This window comes from Pseudarthrobacter sp. J1763 (genome assembly GCF_050490295.1).
Lineage (GTDB): Bacteria > Actinomycetota > Actinomycetes > Actinomycetales > Micrococcaceae > JBNPEO01.
Genome location: NZ_JBNPEN010000013.1, coordinates 1 through 17,586, shown reverse-complemented (window position 1 = coordinate 17,586; position 17,586 = coordinate 1). Strand labels below are relative to the sequence as shown.

At 60.8% G+C, this 17,586-nt stretch carries 14 protein-coding genes and 1 rRNA gene; 6 read left to right on the top strand and 9 right to left on the bottom strand.

The annotated features are described in order from the left end of the window. Positions 1-47: 47 nt before the first annotated feature. Positions 48-440, bottom strand: coding sequence for a MerR family transcriptional regulator (locus ACQQCD_RS11820; protein WP_430268584.1), 393 nt, complete (start codon positions 438-440; stop codon positions 48-50). A gap of 190 nt (positions 441-630) precedes the next feature. On the opposite strand from ACQQCD_RS11820, the gene ACQQCD_RS11815 reads away from it, so the two are divergent. Then, positions 631-2,154, top strand: coding sequence for a SulP family inorganic anion transporter (locus ACQQCD_RS11815; RefSeq protein ID WP_430268583.1), 1,524 nt, complete (start codon positions 631-633; stop codon positions 2,152-2,154). A 181-nt stretch (positions 2,155-2,335) separates the two neighbouring features. On the opposite strand, the gene ACQQCD_RS11810 is transcribed toward ACQQCD_RS11815, so the two are convergent. Together ACQQCD_RS11810 and ACQQCD_RS11805 are read right to left on the bottom strand one after the other, a co-directional pair. Continuing rightward, on the bottom strand, positions 2,336-3,589 hold the full coding sequence (locus ACQQCD_RS11810) for an APC family permease (RefSeq protein ID WP_430268582.1): 1,254 nt from the start codon (positions 3,587-3,589) through the stop codon (positions 2,336-2,338). Between the two features lie 2 nt (positions 3,590-3,591). Further along, complete coding sequence (locus ACQQCD_RS11805) at positions 3,592-3,903, bottom strand: PadR family transcriptional regulator (protein ID WP_430268581.1); 312 nt, start codon at positions 3,901-3,903, stop codon at positions 3,592-3,594. 524 nt (positions 3,904-4,427) lie between these two features. Between ACQQCD_RS11805 and ACQQCD_RS11800 the strand changes: the two genes are divergently transcribed. The 5 genes from ACQQCD_RS11800 to ACQQCD_RS11780 all read left to right on the top strand — a co-directional run bounded on the left by ACQQCD_RS11800 (position 4,428) and on the right by ACQQCD_RS11780 (position 9,885). Next, the gene (locus ACQQCD_RS11800; RefSeq protein ID WP_430268580.1) at positions 4,428-5,003 is read left to right on the top strand and encodes a recombinase family protein; all 576 of its coding nucleotides are present in this window, start codon (positions 4,428-4,430) and stop codon (positions 5,001-5,003) included. A 323-nt stretch (positions 5,004-5,326) separates the two neighbouring features. Then, the gene (locus ACQQCD_RS11795; RefSeq protein ID WP_430268579.1) at positions 5,327-6,724 is read left to right on the top strand and encodes a hypothetical protein; all 1,398 of its coding nucleotides are present in this window, start codon (positions 5,327-5,329) and stop codon (positions 6,722-6,724) included. Between the two features lie 3 nt (positions 6,725-6,727). Next, on the top strand, positions 6,728-7,240 hold the full coding sequence (locus ACQQCD_RS11790) for a GNAT family N-acetyltransferase (protein ID WP_430268578.1): 513 nt from the start codon (positions 6,728-6,730) through the stop codon (positions 7,238-7,240). Positions 7,241-7,249: 9 nt separating this feature from the next. Beyond that, complete coding sequence (locus tag ACQQCD_RS11785) at positions 7,250-8,842, top strand: helicase HerA-like domain-containing protein (RefSeq protein ID WP_430268577.1); 1,593 nt, start codon at positions 7,250-7,252, stop codon at positions 8,840-8,842. 50 nt (positions 8,843-8,892) lie between these two features. After that, on the top strand, positions 8,893-9,885 hold the full coding sequence (locus ACQQCD_RS11780; RefSeq protein WP_430268576.1) for a hypothetical protein: 993 nt from the start codon (positions 8,893-8,895) through the stop codon (positions 9,883-9,885). A gap of 55 nt (positions 9,886-9,940) precedes the next feature. On the opposite strand, the gene ACQQCD_RS11775 is transcribed toward ACQQCD_RS11780, so the two are convergent. From ACQQCD_RS11775 to rrf, 6 genes are all read right to left on the bottom strand, one after another. Then, the gene (locus ACQQCD_RS11775) at positions 9,941-11,908 is read right to left on the bottom strand and encodes an NHL domain-containing thioredoxin family protein (protein WP_430268575.1); all 1,968 of its coding nucleotides are present in this window, start codon (positions 11,906-11,908) and stop codon (positions 9,941-9,943) included. Further along, the gene (locus tag ACQQCD_RS11770) at positions 11,905-14,100 is read right to left on the bottom strand and encodes a cytochrome c oxidase assembly protein (protein ID WP_430268574.1); all 2,196 of its coding nucleotides are present in this window, start codon (positions 14,098-14,100) and stop codon (positions 11,905-11,907) included. The genes ACQQCD_RS11775 and ACQQCD_RS11770 overlap by 4 nt, the downstream gene beginning before the upstream one ends. A gap of 676 nt (positions 14,101-14,776) precedes the next feature. Further along, a complete protein-coding gene (locus ACQQCD_RS11765; RefSeq protein WP_430268573.1) occupies positions 14,777-15,388 on the bottom strand; it encodes a DUF305 domain-containing protein in 612 nt (203 codons plus the stop codon). Positions 15,389-15,526: 138 nt separating this feature from the next. Continuing rightward, a complete protein-coding gene (locus ACQQCD_RS11760) occupies positions 15,527-15,991 on the bottom strand; it encodes a hypothetical protein (protein WP_430268572.1) in 465 nt (154 codons plus the stop codon). Between the two features lie 682 nt (positions 15,992-16,673). Then, complete coding sequence (locus tag ACQQCD_RS11755; protein WP_430268571.1) at positions 16,674-16,961, bottom strand: HU family DNA-binding protein; 288 nt, start codon at positions 16,959-16,961, stop codon at positions 16,674-16,676. Positions 16,962-17,486: 525 nt separating this feature from the next. Beyond that, positions 17,487-17,586: ribosomal RNA gene (gene rrf / locus ACQQCD_RS11750) — 5S ribosomal RNA — on the bottom strand; the annotation flags it as partial.

The window sequence follows — 17,586 nt, the reverse complement described above, 5'->3', positions numbered from 1 at the left end:
AGGCGCCGATATGACCTCAGCAGCCCTCTCTCGAATGCGATCTTGGACTATTTGCTTCGGAGGTCGTGAATGAACGCGTCAGCGCGTTCAAGGTTCAGGGCGAGCTTGTCACGCTTCTCATTCGCCCGTTGCAGGTACTGCCCGAGCAGGTCCCGTGCGGCCTGATTCTCCGGTTCAACGGCGAGGGTGTCCACGGTGTCCAGGAGTTCGCCCATTTCCTCCAGGGTGAATCCCAACGGTTTCATGGAGCGGATCACCAGCATGCGCTGCAGGTCGGATTCGGTGTAGATCCGAAAGCCCCCTTCGCTGCGCGTGGTCGCCGGCAGCAGGCCCACCTCGTCGTAGTGGCGGATGGTGCGCTGGGACAGGCCCGTGGCCTCGGCCAGGTCCCCGATATGCATGGTCTGTTCAGTTTTGGTGGGGGGCTGGGTCTCGTTCATGGGGGTTCTCCTTCTCCCTCAAATACCAACTCTACCCTTACGTTAAGTTAGAGTTGGAATCACTTGGTGCGCTGCCGCGGCCATTCCTAGTCGCGGCCATGCTTTGCACAACGCGATGGCGCACAGACCCATTGATTCTATGTAACCGAGCGCCTTGGCGCTCACACCTTCTTTCGAACGGAGCCATTCAATGGCCATTCAGACCACAACGGGCCACCCGGTCCTGTCTCCGGAGGAACGGCAATCCGTTCTGCGCACCCTCAAATCCCCACGCCTGCTCAAGGTTGAGGTCCTCGCCGGATTGGTCGTGGCCCTGGCCCTGATCCCCGAGGCCATCGCCTTCTCCATCATCGCCGGGGTCGATCCGCGCATCGGACTTTTTGCGTCCTTCACCATGGCCGTGTCCATCGCTTTCCTCGGCGGACGCCCGGCCATGATTTCCGCGGCCACCGGAGCCATCGCCCTGGTCATCGCACCCCTGGTGAAAAGCCACGGCGTGGACTACTTCGTTGCCGCCGTGATCATGGCGGGCGTATTCCAGGTCATCCTCGCGGTGCTGGGTGTGGCCAAGCTGATGCGGTTCATTCCCCGCCAGGTCATGGTCGGATTCGTCAACGCCCTGGCGATCCTGATCTTCATGTCCCAGGTCCCCGAATTGCTCGGCGTCCCCTGGCTGGTCTACCCGCTCACCATTCTGGGCCTGCTGATCGTCTTCGGCCTGCCCAAGATCACCACCGCCGTGCCTGCCCCGCTGGTGGCCATCGTCGTCCTCACGTTGATCGCCGTCATCGCATCCCTGGCCGTCCCCACCGTGGGAGACAAGGGGGAGATGCCCGAGAGCCTTCCGGCCCTGTTCCTGCCGAACGTGCCGCTGAACTTTGAGACCTTGCAGATCCTCTTTCCCTACGCGCTGGCCATGGCCTTCGTCGGATTGCTGGAATCCCTGATGACCGCCAAGCTGGTCGATGACGTCACCGACACCCGTTCCAACAAGACCCGTGAGTCATGGGGCCAGGGCGCGGCGAACATCATCACCGGTTTCTTCGGCGGCATGGGCGGCTGCGCGATGATCGGCCAGACCATGATCAACGTCAAGGCCTCCGGCGCCCGCACCCGCATCTCCACCTTCCTGGCCGGGGTGTTCCTGCTGATCCTGGTGGTCGCCCTGGGCGACATCGTGGCCCTGATCCCGATGGCCGCACTGGTGGCCGTGATGATCTTCGTGTCCGTGGCCACCTTCGACTGGCACAGCATCAAGCCCTCCACCTTGCGCATGATGCCCAAGAGCGAAACCACCGTCATGCTCGTCACGGTCATCTTCACCGTCGCCACCCACAATCTGGCCATCGGCGTCGGCGTCGGTGTGCTCACCGCCATGGTCCTCTTCGCCAACCGGGTCGCCCACCTGGTCACCGTGGAACGGCGCATCGAGGAACACTTCGGAGAACAGATCGCCAAGTACGAGGTCAACGGGGAGCTCTTCTTCGCTTCGTCCAACGACCTCTACACCCAGTTCGACTACGTTGAGGATCCCGACCACGTCGTCATCGACATGTACAACTCGCACCTGTGGGACGCCTCCACGATCGCCTCCTTGGATGCCATCACCGCAAAATATGAGAAGTACGGCAAGACCGTCGAAATCGAGGGCCTGAACGCGGCCAGCCTGAACATGCGCGAACGCATGGCGGGCAAACTCGGAGCCGGACACTAACCGCATCTAAACCGCCAAACGAAATCACCCCCGGTTCAGGTGTCCGGTAGCGACCGGATCGGAGACGCTCTCGGGTCCCGGCGACGCGTGTGGATTTCCTCGCTCTTTGTCGAGGACTGTTATCGCGGACTGGCGGCCAACTTGCTGCTTCAGCTAGGGATTCCTCTCCTGTATCCGGAAGCTACCCGTGCTGGCGTAACCGGAGCACACGCAGCAGGATCCCGACAGCAAAGACGGCCACTCCGGTCAGGACCGAGGCCGGTGGCAGCGTCGCGACCAGGGCAACGCAGGCCAGGGCGCCGATGGCTTGCAGCGCCTTGGGGTAGCGGCGATCAGCGGCAGGTTGGGTGAACGCCGCGATGTTTGCCACCAGGTAGTAGACCAGGACGCCGAAGGATGAGAATCCGATGGCTCCACGCAGATCCGCCACGGCGATCACGGCGCAAATCACGACCGCCAGGATCACCTCGGCCCGATGCGGGACCTGGTAGCGAGGGTGGACGGCGGCAAGCCAATGCGGCAGGTCGTGTTCCCTGGCCATGGCCAGGCTGGTGCGGCCCAACCCGGCCACCAAGGCGAGCAGTGCGCCCAGCGCTGCCACGGCGGCGCCCACGCGTACGATCGGCGCCGCCCACGCCCAAGCACCCGAGCTCACGACATCGGCCAAGGGGGTTGTGGAGGCCGCGATTCCCTCGGGCCCGAGGGCTGCCAGCAGCGTCACGGCGATGATCGCGTAAACGATGATCGTGATGAGCAGGGAGATTCCGATGGCACGCGGGATGGTTCGCTGGGGGTTGCGGACTTCTTCGCCCATCGTCGCGATCCTCGCGTACCCGGCGAACGCGAAGAACAGCAGTCCCGCCGATTGCATGATCCCGTACCACCCGTGGGCCAGGAGGCCTTCGCCAAGAATGTTCGGCGGAGCGGGTTCGCTGCCTCCCCAGGCGGCGGCCACGCCAACGGCCAGGGCAACGAGTACGGCAACCACCAGGATTCGCGTCAGCCGTGCGGTGCGGGTGACTCCGTGGTAATTCACGGCCGCGAGGCCGATCACGGCGGCGATGGCGACCGGTCGTTCCCATCCGACCGGGGCCGCGTAGGCGGCAAACGTCATGGCCATCGCCGCGGCGCTGGCGGTCTTGCCGATGATGAAGCCCCATCCGGCCAGGTACCCCGGCCACGGGCCAAGGCGTTCACGCCCGTAGACGTAGGTTCCACCCGAGGTTGGATAGGCCGCTGCGAGTTGGGCGGAGGATGTGGCATTGCAGAACGCGACAAACGCCGCCACCACGAGACCCACCAAAAGGCCCGACCCCGCCGCCGCGGCGGCGGGGGTGAAGGCCGCAAAGACGCCCGCGCCGATCATCGACCCCAGCCCGATGACCACCGCGTCGGCAGTCCCCAGCCGGCGCGCCAAGGTTGGATGATTACTCATTGTCACTGTCCTTTTGCGGCGTTAGGGAGCACTTCGGCGGCTAGCTCGGCAACGGCCTTGCGGCCTTCGGCCAGCGCTTCAAGGCCCTGTGGTGTGGCTCGGTAGATTCGACGGGGACGCCCGCCAACGACATCCTGGCGGGAGGTGAGCAGTCCCTGCTCTTCCATCCGGTGCAGGGTTGGATACAACGTCCCCGGGGAAATCGAGTATCCGTGGTTGGAGAGTTCCTCTGACATCCATGCGCCGTGAATTTCTTCCTCGGCGGCATGGTGCAGGATGTGCAGCCGGACGGCGGCACGGGTGAGTTCACGCATTTGCACCTCGTTCAATACCAGTCATATCGGGAACCGATATCTAGAATCGATATTAGTGGCGATTCCGCTCGTATGGAGCGGCTGCGCTGTTTGTTGGTGAACTGTTCATCTGGGGCGGTGTCGTTCTTCTGCTGCATGTGGCATTTCGAGGCCAAGGGCACCTTCCCATACTGCAGGGAACCGGCGTCCGCCACGCCACCTTCCCCATCGATTGCTTGTGGCACCAGAAATGGCCGCATTTGCTGTGCAGAACCACCCATCAACATGGGATCCGGGAGTCGGCCCGAAAAGGCCAGCGCCGACCCTGCTGTCGGCTTCTGATGGACCCACCAATGACAGGGCGCCGCCAAGCGAGCCCTTGGCGGCGTCTTGAAAAACTAAAGCTTTTTGAGACATTGGTGCGGGTCCCCCTTCGAAAATCGGCCGGCCCCGGGTGGCGGGGCGCCAAGTGTCTCGAAAAGTCATCCCGCCGTAAAGCGTCTCATCCGATTGCCGCGAAGAGGTTTCTGAGTCAAAATGGTGGCGTGAGACATTTGGGATACACGCGTGTGAGTACTTCGAGCCAGGATGCGCAGCTTCAGCTCGACGCGCTGGTCAAGGCCGGGGTGCAGAAACGCGACGTGTTCGCCGACGTCACCTCCGGCAGCAGGACCGCGATCGAGCGGCCCGGGATGAAGAAGCTGCTCGAGTACGCCGAGGCCGGGGACAACGTGGTGGTCTGGCGGGTCGACCGGCTCGGCCGGTCGCTCATCGATGTGCTGAACACCGTGAACCTGTTGCGCGAACGCGGTGTGAACGTGCGCTCCATCTCGGACGGGATCGACCCGGCGACATCCACCGGTCGGATGATGTTGAACCTGCTGGCCTCCCTGGCCGAGTACGAGCGCGAGCTGATCGTTGAACGCGTCAATGCCGGGATCGCCGCGGCCCGGCAATCGGGCACCCGGTTCGGCCGTCCGCTCTCGGACCCTTTGGTGATCGCGGATAAGCTCGCGATCGCGAAGGACGCCCGCGCGAAGGGACGCACCGCCGAAGATGCGGCACGCCTGGTCGGGTGGAGTCGCGCGACGCTCTACTGCCACCTCGGCCCAAACGCCTGATCCGTCAAAAGCCAGCGATCACTGATGCCCCAGCGGAGTACAGACGACTTCTGAACGACACATGCCCGAAGAGATCGACCTCCGCGAGCAACTTCAACTTCACCCGCAGCCAAGGACCACGATCACGCGCTTAGCGCCAACCGCTATACCGATGGTTTTGCCTTAAACGCGCAATTCTGTTCCATTACTACTCATACCCCATCACTAGTGGAGATGTCACTGGCGCAGAGCTCATTGAAGCAGGGGGCACCGCCGACATTCCTGCAGAAGCTGGCGGTTACAGCGTTCTGCTGGCCAACGGAGAAACCCTGCACGCCGATGTTGTGGTCACCGCTTTGGGGCACACTGACTCCCGCCCAGATTCCGCCTCCGCACGGTTCTCCGTTTTTGCTGCCCAGCACGGCGGGTTCCACGCAGCACCCAGCTACACCACGGACGTCGACTATTCAGCGATCGCCCCCGGCCAGGACGTGATCGTCGCCGGTATGGGGCTTGCGTTTGTGGACCTTCTGGTCCTGCTCATGGAAGGGCGTGGCGGCCGTTTTGAAACAATGTCCGACGGCGAGCTGCGCTACCTTCCGTCGGGAAAGGAACCAAAGTTGTGGGCCGGTTCCCGGCGTGGGGTGCCGTATCACTCCAAAATTTCGGCCCAGCTTAAAGGTGCAGCACCCGGGCCCTTACGATTTTTCTCCGCCGCCGCAGTGGGCCAACTGCTAGAAAAACACGAAGAGTTGGACTTCCGTGAACACCTCTGGCCGCTGATCGCCAAAGAGGCCGGCTACTTCTACTATCGCGAGGTGTTGACCGGCAGCCCCGAACGTGCGGCCATGGCATGGGAGTCCTTTGAGGCGCAATTTAACGGGCTGGATTGGTATTCCCGCGAGCGCGCCGAACTGATCGCAGCAGCCGTGCCGGAAACTGCACTTCATCTGGACTTGGAGCGTCTGGATGACCCCTTTAGGGGTGTGTACTTTGCTGACCATCAGGATGTTCAAACAGCCCTAGCCCAGTACATTAAACGGGATCTGCAACAGCGGGATAGCCCTGATCATCCGGAGACCCTAGCCCTCTTCTTGGCGTTTTTACACGTGTACATGGAAGTGGGCCGGGTGGTTCCGGTGGAACGGCTGAACGCACCATCGCAACAGCACATCCATGGGTGGTGGCACGGCTTCTTCAGCTTTGTGGACTCTGGGCCTCCCCCACACCGGCTACGCCAAATGTTGGCTCTACACCGTGCCGGGCTGCTGGAATTTCTGGGCCCAAGCCTAGAAGTTTCAGTTGACCAGACCAACGGGACGTTCATTGCAAGCTCACGGCAATCCGGAGTGCGTATCAGCACCACCGCTCTGATTGAGGCACGGTTACCGGCAACATCCTTAGCCCGCTCCCTTAACCCCGTCCTAGCCTCCTTGCACAGCAGCGGCTTAGGCACTGAGCAACAGCTGCTGACCTCGGACGGCATCCGCTCAACCGGCAAGTTGTTAGTGACTGCCCAACACCAGCTGGTAGGTGCCGGTGGAAACACCCAAGCCGCGCTTTTTGGCATAGGTCCCGGAACGTCCGGGTGGGGCGCCGGCGCCTTTGCCCGTCCCAGCACCAACGCCGCACCGTTCAGGGAGAACGATGCCCTTGCGCGGAACATCCTCGAAGCGATTCGCGTTACCCCCACAACGTCACAAACTGCACCTTCAGAACCAGCCGCAGCGGGAAAGAACTGAACCATGACAACTGAGACCAGCGAATCAACTCTAGAAATCTTGACGCTTCCCATGCATGATCCTCGGGTGGCGCCGCTGCTTGAAGAGCTCGCCGTGGAATACACCAACCGCTATGGAGACAAGTTCGGCCCCCAAGGTGCGCTCGAGGAACTCAACCGCTACCCGGCAGAAGAATTTGCCGCCCCGCACGGGGCGCTGGTGATCATCCAAGAGGCCGGCGAGTCAATCGCCGGAGGCGCATTCCGCCGTTATGACGAAACCACGGCGGAACTGAAACGGATCTGGACATCCTCAGCTCACCGGCGTCGTGGTTTGGGGCGCTTGGTGTTGGCCGAACTGGAAAGACTGGCTGTAGAGAGCGGTTACAGCAATATTTATTTGACCACCGGACCGCGGCAGCCTGAAGCCAAAAACCTCTATCTTGCCACCGGCTACACAGCTCAGTTTGATCTGGATGCGGACCCGGAAACAGTCGGACACTTGGCGTTCACTAAAGTGCTTGGCGCTAACCGCTAAGCTAACCTCATGGCTGAGAAAACCACCGCAGAAAAGCTTGCCACCATCCAGCAGGGTTACACCCTTGAAGGACCCACCATTGAGCTCGGTGTTGCGCTCATTGACGGTGAACTTCACAAGGATGCCCCAGTCCGTTTGCCGCTTTCCATGATGAACCGGCACGGGCTCGTCGCCGGAGCCACGGGTACCGGCAAGACAGTCACGTTGCACATGATGGCAGAGCAGCTTTCCACAGCTGGCGTTCCGGTATTCCTCGCGGACATCAAGGGTGACCTCTCCGGCTTGGCCACTGCCGCCACCGGTAGCGAGAAGCTCAAAGCCCGCACGGACAGCCTAGGCCAGGACTGGTCCGGCAAAACGTTCCCGGTGGAATTTTTGGCCCTCGGCGGGGACGGTAATGGCATCCCGGTCCGCGCCACCATTACTTCATTTGGCCCCATCTTGCTGTCGCGTGTGATGGAACTGAACGCCACTCAAGAATCCAGCCTGCAGCTCATCTTCCACTTCGCTGACCAGAAGAACCTTGAGCTTATTGACCTCAAGGATCTGCGCGCCGTCATTCAGTACCTGACCTCGGATGAGGGCAAGGACGAACTCGCCCAGCTCGGCGGACTTTCCAAGGCCACGGCCGGTGTGATCCTGCGTGAACTGGTCAACCTTGAAGCCCAGGGGATGGGGCCGTTCTTCGGTGAGCCCGAGTTCGACACCGCCGAGCTGCTGCGTACAGCACCTGACGGCCGCGGGGTGGTCACCTGTTTGGAACTGCCCACCCTGCAGACCAAGCCCATGTTGTTCTCCACCTTTTTGATGTGGCTGCTCGCGGACCTCTTTGAGGATCTTCCCGAGGCTGGCGACCTGGACAAACCCAAATTGGTGTTCTTCCTTGACGAGGCCCACTTGCTGTTCAACGGCGCCTCCAAAGCGTTCTTGGATGCCATCACCACCACGGTGCGCCTGATCCGTTCTAAGGGTGTAGGTATTTTCTTTGTCACCCAGACCCCCAAGGACGTTCCGTCCGAGGTTTTGGGTCAATTGGCTAACCGCATTCAGCACGCGCTGCGCGCTTTCACCCCGGAGGACGCCAAGGCACTCAAAGCCACAGTTTCCACCTTCCCGGTCAGTGACTACGACCTTGAGGAGGTACTGACCTCGGCCGGCATTGGTGAGGCAGTAATTACCGTGATGAATGAGAAGGGCGCACCTACCCCGGTGGCTTTGACACGTTTGTGCGCGCCGGAATCTGTGATGGGCCCCAGCACGGATGAACTGGTCAAGAGCACTGTGGCTGGTTCGTCGCTGCTGAGCAAGTACGGCACGGCTGTTGACAACGTTTCAGCTTTCGAAAAGCTCGCCGGTCAGGCAGCTGCGCCCACCGGTGACGCTGCCCCGCCGCTGCCAGCACCACCACTGCCGTCTCCTTCGTTGCCTTCGGAGCCTCGCCAGCAAAGGAACGACGGCGGCGGAGCAGTTGGCGAGGTTGTCGGCGCCTTGGGCGGCGCCCTCGGTGGTGGGCTGAAGTCGATGGTTCGTTCCTTCGGCACCCAGCTGGGCCGTGAGTTGTTGCGAGGCGTATTTGGGACGTCTTCGCGTCGCCGTCGTTAGGGCTATACGGCCCTCAGGGGCCCTCTGCCGGTAACGTAGGGACAATGCAGATGAGTCAGGCCCTCATAAAGATCGCAGCCGGTTGGCTGACTGGTCTACTGTTGGCGATCGCTGCGGCCATTGTGACAATCACCCTGGTGAACAACGGTGCCGCCGGCCCGCAAGAGCCGGTGCGTGAATATTTGGCTGCCCTGCACAATGGGGACGGTGCCAAAGCTCTAGGCCTGCTGCGCGCCAACGTGCCAGCAGCTAATGCGGCGATGCTGGATGGTGCTGCACTCAAGACGGCCAGCTCACGGGTGGATGACGTCAAACTCGGTTCCCCTGAACCGCGCGACGGCGGCCAGATGATGGTCCCGGTGGAGTACACCATTGACGGCAGCCACCTGAAAACCGAATTCTTGCTGGAAAAGACTGGCACACAGTGGCTGTTCTTTAACAAGTGGAGCCTAGTGCCCTCTACCCTGCCCACCGTGAACGTTTCCGTGGTGAACTCCGTTGAAGTTGAGCTCAACGGAAAACCCGTCAACGCGCCCAATGGGAAAGCAAGCTTCGCAGTTTTTTACCCGGGCGAATATGAGGCCAGCTACACGTCCGAATACTTCACAGCAGCACCCCAACGAGCCACCGTCACTTCGGCTCGTGAAGAACTGCCCGGCCTCAACCTTGCCACCCAAGCCAACACAGCCCTGAGGAATGCTGTTGGCGGCCAGCTCAAAAAGTACCTGGATGATTGTGCAGCCGAGGCCACCAAGCAACAACAGCTACAACCGAATTGCCCGTTCTATCACGTGAGCACCAACCGGGTAGAGGACGGCACCATCAAGTGGGCCATCAAGGACTACCCCAAGGTCAGCATCGAACCGTTTGAGGGACATTGGGTAGTTGCGCCGTTGAAGGGCACAGCGCAGCTCACAGCGCGCGAACAGGACCTGTTCACCGGTGAAATCTCCACCCTGAAGGTGGTCCACGACTTCAGCTTCACCACTGAACTGAACGTTGGCGCCGACAAGATCACCGTCACCCCGGTGGTCACGTACTAGCGAGTCTGCGGCACTCATTCGCTAGCCCGCTCCCACCGGATGCTTTAGCGGCGAGTTAGTCCATTCCGCGCAGGTCCAACACCAGTTCAGTGTCGCCGTCGGACTGCAAAAGAACCGGAATGCCCCAGTCCTGCTGGTATAGGTGGCACGCAGCGTGGTCCGGAATTTCCCCGTCCTCGTTTTCCGGGCCGTCACAGGCCGCGGCACGCGCGGTGATGTGCAAGATACCCTCAGGAACATCACCGGACAGTTCTAGGGTGCGCTTGAGACCTACCGACGTTCCGCCGCCGGAGACCAAAAGCTCAGGCGGTGTGGAAGAAATCTTCAACTGAGTGGGATCCCCCCAACGGTCATCCAGCTTCTGACCAGTAGGTGCCTTAAACCGAACTGTCAGATCAAAGGGACCAGCCGCAACAGGGCTCTTGGGCCGTTGCGTCTGGGAGGCGCCTTCGTCAACCTGCTGCGCTTCCTTGGGGATTGGCACGTACACCAGCTGGTGCTTGTTCGCTTCAACCACCACCAGGAGCGGCTCCTCCCCGGCGACGTGCGTGTGGTCCACAATCACGTCAGATGGTTCAGAAAGACCACGAGCCAAGGTTGAAACAGTGCCAGTGCTGGGGTCGAAGCGGCGCACTGCACCGTTGTAGGTGTCAGCGATGGCCACGGAACCGTCCGGCAGGACAGTAACACCCAAGGGGTGCTGCAAGCGGGCTTCGGCGGCAGCGCCGTCACGGAAGCCAAAATCAAACAAGCCCTTACCCACAGCAGTTTCCACAGTGACGGACTGATCATCAGCAATCACCAGCTTGCGCAGCGCCGAGGTCTCAGAATCGGCCACCCAAATGTTGCCTTCGGCGTCCTCCGCCAAGCCGGAAGACTGCGCAAACCACGATTGATCGGCGGGGCCGTCCAACAAGCCTTCAAGCCCGTTGCCCGCAAGGATCTTCACAGCACCGGTGGCCGGGTCAAAACTGAAAATCTGGTGCACACCGGCCATCGCCACCACCACGGCGCTCAACTTTTGAGACCAGACAACGTCCCACGGGGAGCTCAGCGCGACCTGAAGCGGATCAGATGCCAAGGCACCGTCTGTTGCGGCGCCGTCGTTATCAACACGTGCCGGACCGGCCTCCAACAGCCGCTGCACACCATTGCCAGCCAACGTGCTTACCGCGCCAGTGCTGAGGTTCAGCCCCCGCAGACGGTGGTTAACAGAGTCGGCAATAACGACGTCGTAACCGGCCTTTTCTGCCACGACTGCCGGTAGAAGGGTCAAGCCTTGAGGTTCGTTGAACTGGGCGGTGGTGCTGTCGCCGTCGTTGTATCCCTTGGTTCCGGAACCGTAGGTGTCCAGGACCGTTTCAAAATCGGTTGCCAAGCGCACCAAACGGTGGTGGCCGGTGTCCGTGACCAGCCAACTGCCTGCAGCACTCTGGTCCCCGTCTGCCGGCAGGAAAAGTGCCTTACCGGGGAAACGGAGCGTACCAGCAGTAGCTTCAGGTGCAATGTACGGGCCGTCGCCGCGGTGGAGCGTGCCCCTGGCTTCGTGCTCGGCAATCAACTCAGGAATCAGAACGGCAAGACCGCCTGCGTGTCCTTCGCCGGAGAGGTTGGCCACAATGTAACCCTCGGGGTCAATGACCACCAGGGTGGGCCAAGCGCGTGCTGCATAAGCTTTCCACGTGTCCAGCTCAGGATCATCCAGCACCGGGTGGTGGATCTCGTAGCGCTCAACGGCGGCCGCTAGGGCAACCGGGTCAGCTTCATGTTCAAACTTCGGCGAGTGCACACCAACGGTGACCAACACGTCCGAGTACTGCTCCTCGAGTGGGCGCAGCTCGTCCAATACGTGCAGGCAGTTGATGCAGCAGAAAGTCCAGAAGTCGAGCAGCACAATTTTGCCGCGCAATGCCTCGAGGTCCAGTTGCGTTCCACCGGTATTCAGCCAACCGCGTCCCACCAATTCGGAGGCGCGAACACGGCCCTGCGTACGGAGCGACGCTGTGGGGGCTGTGCTGGTCATAAGGACTCCTTCGATTCGGTGTTGACGTTTGCGCTGGTGCCGGTTGGTCTTTCCCTAGCCGCGAGTTTGGCAAACATATCGTTGTAAGCGGTCAGATCGGCGTCGTTATTCCTGTCGGCTGCGCGGTCTTTGCGTTTTGTTTCGCGCTCATCCGAGCGGGACCACATCACGGCCACACCAATCGCCACCAAAAGGGTTGGCACTTCGCCGATCCCCCACGCAACGCCGCCGCCCAATTGCTGATCGGCCAACGCCGAGAGGCCCCACGGCCGGCCCAAGTTGCCAAAGTAATCAGCCGCCAGCAAACCGGTACCGCCCATAATCGAGACGCCGAAGAACGCGTGGAAGGCCATAGTTGCCAACAGCAGCAAGAGGCGCAGCGGGTATGCAGCGCGGCGTGGAAGCGGGTCACTGCCAATCATGGTCTGGACAAAAATGTAGCCAGTCATCAAGAAGTGGAAGTTCATCAACTCGTGGCCCACGTGATCCTTCATCGCAAAGCCAAAAGCATCGGAGAAGTAGAACAGCACAATGGAGCCGGCAAAGTTGGCCGCCGCGAACAGCGGGTGCGTGATGAGTTGCGAGAACTTGGAATGAACAAACAAGAGGAGCCATTCACGCAGTCCACGGCTGCCATCCCCACGCGGAGTCAGAGACCGCAGCGCAAGTGTCACGGGCGAGCCCACCACCAGGAACAGCGGGGCAACCATGGTCAACGCCATGTGGTCCACCATGTGCGCGGAAAACAGCACGCGGCCATACACAGCCGGCGGGCCGGAGGTGATGTAAGTCAGTGCGAGCAAACCAATAAACCATGCGACGGTGCGGAACACGGGCCATGAGTCGCCACGAGCACGCAATTTGCGGATGCCCAGAATGTACGCCACGGCCAAAGCCAAGACCACTGTGATCCACAGCCAATCCATGCGCCACTCGCTAACCCAACGCTCCATCGTGGGTTCGGGTGGCAGTTCATAGCCACTGAGGATAAAAGCGGGAGTCGCGTCCGGCGCGTAACTAGTGACAGTCGGCGGCGCGGAACTGGCCAACGCAACTGCAATTCCCGACGTCGCACCCATCACCAAAAGTTCAACGGTGATCAATTGCCACAGCACACGGCGGACAGCGAAGCCCGGGCGGCCCAGCTGCGGGATCACCCATTGGCGGTGCATCAGGCCCACAGCGCCGAGGATCAGGGCGGCAATGGTTTTGATGATGATCAGCTGACCGTAGCTCGAGGTGAATAGGTCATGCCATGAGGTCACCCTGATGCTCGCGCTAATCACACCCGAGGCGAACACCAAAACGAAGGCGAACCCTGCCAGTGATGAGAACCGCTTCAAAGTTTGAGTGGTCAGGTCCAGCTTGAGGTTGGCTCTTTGGGTGTTGTTGCTGTTTTTACCGGTGGCCTTCGCGCTCGACTTGGTGGCTGCCTTGGCGCCGGATTTGGCGCCGGACTTTGCCAGTACGTCGGAGACCGCTGCGAGGATCACAATGCCGCCTACCCAAGCGCAGACACCCAAAAGGTGCAGGCCAATGGAGTTCACTGCCCCTTCGTGGTCGCTGGAGCTGGCTGCGTGGCCGTTGAGGGCTGGTGGAATGAGACCGCCGATCGCCAAGGCGAGCGTCAGGGCTAGGCCCGTGAGTGAGCGGATACCAAAAAGTGCTGTGGTGACTAGAGCGGAAACAATCACTACGGCCACTGCTCCGCGGCCGTTAGGGAAGTCGGTCATAAAGTACACCAGTGCGTTGGTGTACTCCCGGTCACCGGCCAGCGGCTGACCAGACATGTCTGCGTAGGTGAATACCAGCACGGCGATGGAAGACAACGTCCATAGAACAGAGGCTATGCCCGCCACCGAGAGCGCACGTGCAAACGCCGGATGCTCTGGAGAGACATCCCTGACTTTGCTGGCGCGGGTACCGGTTAGTTTGTGAGGAAGGATGGTGGTGGCAAAGATCAAGCCGCCAATCACTGTGGCCATAGAGACGTTGAGAACCGTCTTTGCAATCGGTAAACCCCAACGAACCAATGCGCCGGGATCCGAAACCTCCCGGGCCAACAAGCCGCCAGTGAGGATCAAACCAGCTCCCAGCCCAATAACCAAGGCTGCGATGCCTAGGAGCTGCCAGACAAGGCTTACGCCATTGTCCGGAGCTGTGCCCCGGTTCAAGCCATTGTTCGCCAGCATAGACTTCGCTTTTTGCTGATGGGTGGGCTCTTGCGGGGCATGGGGTTGGTTCCTGACAGATGACACCCTTCTATTGTCTTGCACAGGCAGGGGGTGGGGCTAATCCGTGGGCACTAACCCAGCTGCCACGTAACAGCTGCGGCCTGGTGCGAGAACGCTTTCGGTGGATGAAGACCGAAGAGTAGGTGCTTATCCAGCCCAGACTTGAACCGCCCTGTGCTGAGGAGTGATTTTCAACGGTAAATGTCGCATTCTTTGCAGCGCTAAATGTCGCAAGGCCCAACGCAGTGGCTCTTGGTTCACACTGTTTTGCAGGGGAAATCTATATGGGACGGCAATGCTCGGCTGATTGCGTCTCCGGCAGAAGTTTTCCGGTCCCAGCACGCACTCAGGGCGTAGCCATCGGCGAGGTGCCGTGTTTCGCCAAGGCCATTGGTGCTTGTTGGGCTGCCTGGCTTGCCAAAGTTGACATCCCGGAAGAAGGCGACGTGTTTCATCATTCCCCGAAGACGCTTGGTAAAAGTGGCCCGGTCTCAACTGATACCCGCCGTGCGGGCCAGGCACGGATTCGATACCGATGCCAATCTCTTTCAATCCAGCGATGAGCCTGCGCACGTTGCGCTCGTTGACACCGGCCGATGCCGGCCCGTGACGGGCCGGCACCGGCGGACACCGGTCAGACGGTGGCCAGCAGATCCTGCATTTCCTTGATCTCGGCTGTCTGGGAGGTCACGATTGCCTTGCTCAGTTGGATCGCGTCAGGGTTCCTGCCTTGGCTGATTTCAGTCGTGGCCATTGCAACAGCCCCCTCGTGATGGGCGATCATCCGGGTCAGGAAGAGCTTGGCCGCGTCAGTACCCTGGGCGGAATCGAGCGCCTTCAAGTCATCATCGCCCATCATCCCGTTGCCCATTCCATGGCCGGACGCCATCTGCGTCGGTTCGTTCCAGCTCGTGAGCCAGCCCGTCATCTGCTCAATTTCGGGCGCCTGCGCGGCCTTGATCTTGGTGGCGAGAGCAGTGATCCGGGCATCCATGCCCTGCTTCTTGAGCATCATGTCGCTCATTTCCACGGCCTGGGCGTGGTGCGGGATCATCCCTTGGGTGAACATGGTGTCCGCCCCATTGTGGTCCGAGGAGGACGAGGCCGAGCTCGAGGCCATCCCCATTTCGTGTTGGCCCATGCCCGGCATGGAGCTGGCAGGTGCACTCCCGGAGGTCCCCGCACAGCCCGCAAGGGCTATCACCGAGGCAAGGGTAAGGGCAGAAATTGTCAGAGTTTTCTTCATGGAGTTCAAGTCCTTCAATCATCGAATTGTCGTTGTTGCACGACGCCGGAGAATACGCCCGTAACCGAGCTGAACGGCAGGCAGGCGCGTATCGGGTGAGCGGGGCGCGCCGGGCAGGACACAGCGCAGCTTGACCGTTTACGTCCGGCTGATGGAAAGTTGCCCCGGAGAAGGACTTCGCGGAATGAACTCGTCCCCGATGTTGGGAATGCCGGTAATGGGCCCGCTGCTGGAAGGCAGGGGCGTCGTGCCCGGAGGCGGCGCTGCCAGTGTCGTGGTCCCGGGATAGGGGACGCAATTCCCGCCCATGGTGGACATCATCGTGCACCCGCCCGTATCGTCGCATAACGATGCTGTTGCGTGCGTGACACCCGGCGCTGCGGTGGTCACCGGGACCGCGGTGATGTCCGCGAGGTGGCCGCGGTGCTCCAGGGCCTGCATGTGGGTCAGTGCCCCCGTGTTATGACCGGTGACCGCCGGCATGGCGTGCGTGCCGGTCATAATGTGCATGCCCAAAATGCCGGCGACGAGCGCCAGCAATCCCGTGAGAAGGAGCGCGCCTCGGAGAAATGCCGTTGCACGCCGGGCTGAGATGGCGGTCATGGTGTTCCTCCTTCCGTGCGATCTAGTTGGCTTCAAGATTACCGGCCCGAGTGGCTGACGAGTTTAGCGGACCAGAGAAGAATCGAGTTTCAGCCGGCGCAGGAGCTGGGCGTTCAGGGCGACTGCAATGGTGGAAATGGACATCAGGACCGCTCCCGAGGCAGGGGAGAGCACAACTCCGGCGAAGGCCAGCACACCGGCGGCGAGCGGAACGGAGACGGAGTATTTGGGGCTGGGGTTGAACGGCTGTGACGGCCCGCCGAATTTCGAGGAGCCTGGACAAACCGCTTCACTTTCAACACCCCAAACATACCCCTAGGGGGTATGTTTGGCCAGCAGCTTCGGACGTAACGTCCCCTCATGCGCGCAAACTCAGATCCCCGCGCAGAGCCCCAACCAGAAGCCGTTCAGACGACTTCTGAAACTGACACGGCAGAAGCTCGTCCGGAACCTCCGTCGATGATCACGACCCTGGGCTGGGGAATTCGTTCCATCAACGCGATCCACGCCCACAACTTTTCCGTACACTGCTGGCACCCCTACCACTGCAAGCAAGGTAACGCCAGCGCTGAGAAGCTCAGCCCACCACAGACACACTTATGTCCTGTAGGTCCTAACGAGACTCGACTTAAACGACAAAGGACGGTGACCACACGGTCACCGTCCCTTGAGGTGTCGAAGGCTACTTCTTGTTAGAAACAGCTGCCTTCAGCTTGGAACCAGCGGTCAGCTTAACGCTGTGGCCGGCTGCAATCTGGATGGTCTCGCCCGTCTGCGGGTTGCGACCGGTGCGTGCTGCACGGTCGGTGCGCTCAATGGCCATCCAACCCGGGATGGTGATCTTTTCGCCAGCTGCAACGGAAGTCTCGAAAACTTCGAACAGTGCGTCGAGCACGGAGTTTACTGCTGCCTGGCTGGTGCCAGCCTTGCCTGCTACCTCAGCTACCAGTTCACTACGGTTCTTAGCCATTTGTGTCCTCCTGGACGTTCATCATTCTTGGAGTCTCCCCGCAGTGTACGAGGAAACCACTGTTCGAAAACTTACCAGTTTGAACGGCTGAGGCCAGCAGAAATCCGCGTGTTTTCAGTGTTTTTGCCCGATTTCGGGGTTTTTAGCCCCCATTTAGGCCAAATTTCACAATCAGCGAACAGTGAGATTAGCCCATAATCCGCACAAACTAAACAACGTTCGACCCCGCTACGCGCCTCCCAGCCCCACTCCGCCGCACGCTTCGCGGCCATCGCGGCACGCGCCATCCCACTTGTTACGCGTCCTTAACCACATCAGACACACCGTCGAGTGGGTGGGTGATGCTGTTTAGAATCACCTCTAAGGGCCGTTTTCTGCCCGTTCGGGATATGAACTAACAGAGCTTTTGTCCTGGCCGGGCGGAGCGTTGGGGTTCCAGGGCCGGCGTCGTGTGGGCCGGTGTGGGGTTGTTAAAGTAGTAAAGCCCCGTACCTGTGTGGGTGCGGGGCTTTACTATGAATGGTTGTCCGGCGGTGTCCTACTCTCCCACACCCTCCCAGGTGCAGTACCATCGGCGCTGTGGGCCTTAGCTTCCGGGTTCGGAATGGGACCGGGCGTTTCCCCC

Excerpts from the sequence above, each read along its gene's own strand:
- ACQQCD_RS11815 (WP_430268583.1), top strand. The coding sequence starts at position 631 with ATGGCCATTCAGACCACAACGGGCCACCCGGTCCTGTCTCCGGAGGAA.
- ACQQCD_RS11820 (WP_430268584.1), bottom strand. The coding sequence starts at position 440 with ATGAACGAGACCCAGCCCCCCACCAAAACTGAACAGACCATGCATATC.
- ACQQCD_RS11760 (WP_430268572.1), bottom strand. The coding sequence starts at position 15,991 with ATGACCGCCATCTCAGCCCGGCGTGCAACGGCATTTCTCCGAGGCGCG.
- ACQQCD_RS11775 (WP_430268575.1), bottom strand. The coding sequence starts at position 11,908 with ATGACCAGCACAGCCCCCACAGCGTCGCTCCGTACGCAGGGCCGTGTT.
- ACQQCD_RS11770 (WP_430268574.1), bottom strand. The coding sequence starts at position 14,100 with ATGCTGGCGAACAATGGCTTGAACCGGGGCACAGCTCCGGACAATGGC.
- ACQQCD_RS11765 (WP_430268573.1), bottom strand. The coding sequence starts at position 15,388 with ATGAAGAAAACTCTGACAATTTCTGCCCTTACCCTTGCCTCGGTGATA.
- ACQQCD_RS11805 (WP_430268581.1), bottom strand. The coding sequence starts at position 3,903 with ATGCGTGAACTCACCCGTGCCGCCGTCCGGCTGCACATCCTGCACCAT.
- ACQQCD_RS11785 (WP_430268577.1), top strand. The coding sequence starts at position 7,250 with ATGGCTGAGAAAACCACCGCAGAAAAGCTTGCCACCATCCAGCAGGGT.
- ACQQCD_RS11790 (WP_430268578.1), top strand. The coding sequence starts at position 6,728 with ATGACAACTGAGACCAGCGAATCAACTCTAGAAATCTTGACGCTTCCC.
- ACQQCD_RS11780 (WP_430268576.1), top strand. The coding sequence starts at position 8,893 with ATGAGTCAGGCCCTCATAAAGATCGCAGCCGGTTGGCTGACTGGTCTA.
- ACQQCD_RS11755 (WP_430268571.1), bottom strand. The coding sequence starts at position 16,961 with ATGGCTAAGAACCGTAGTGAACTGGTAGCTGAGGTAGCAGGCAAGGCT.
- ACQQCD_RS11810 (WP_430268582.1), bottom strand. The coding sequence starts at position 3,589 with ATGAGTAATCATCCAACCTTGGCGCGCCGGCTGGGGACTGCCGACGCG.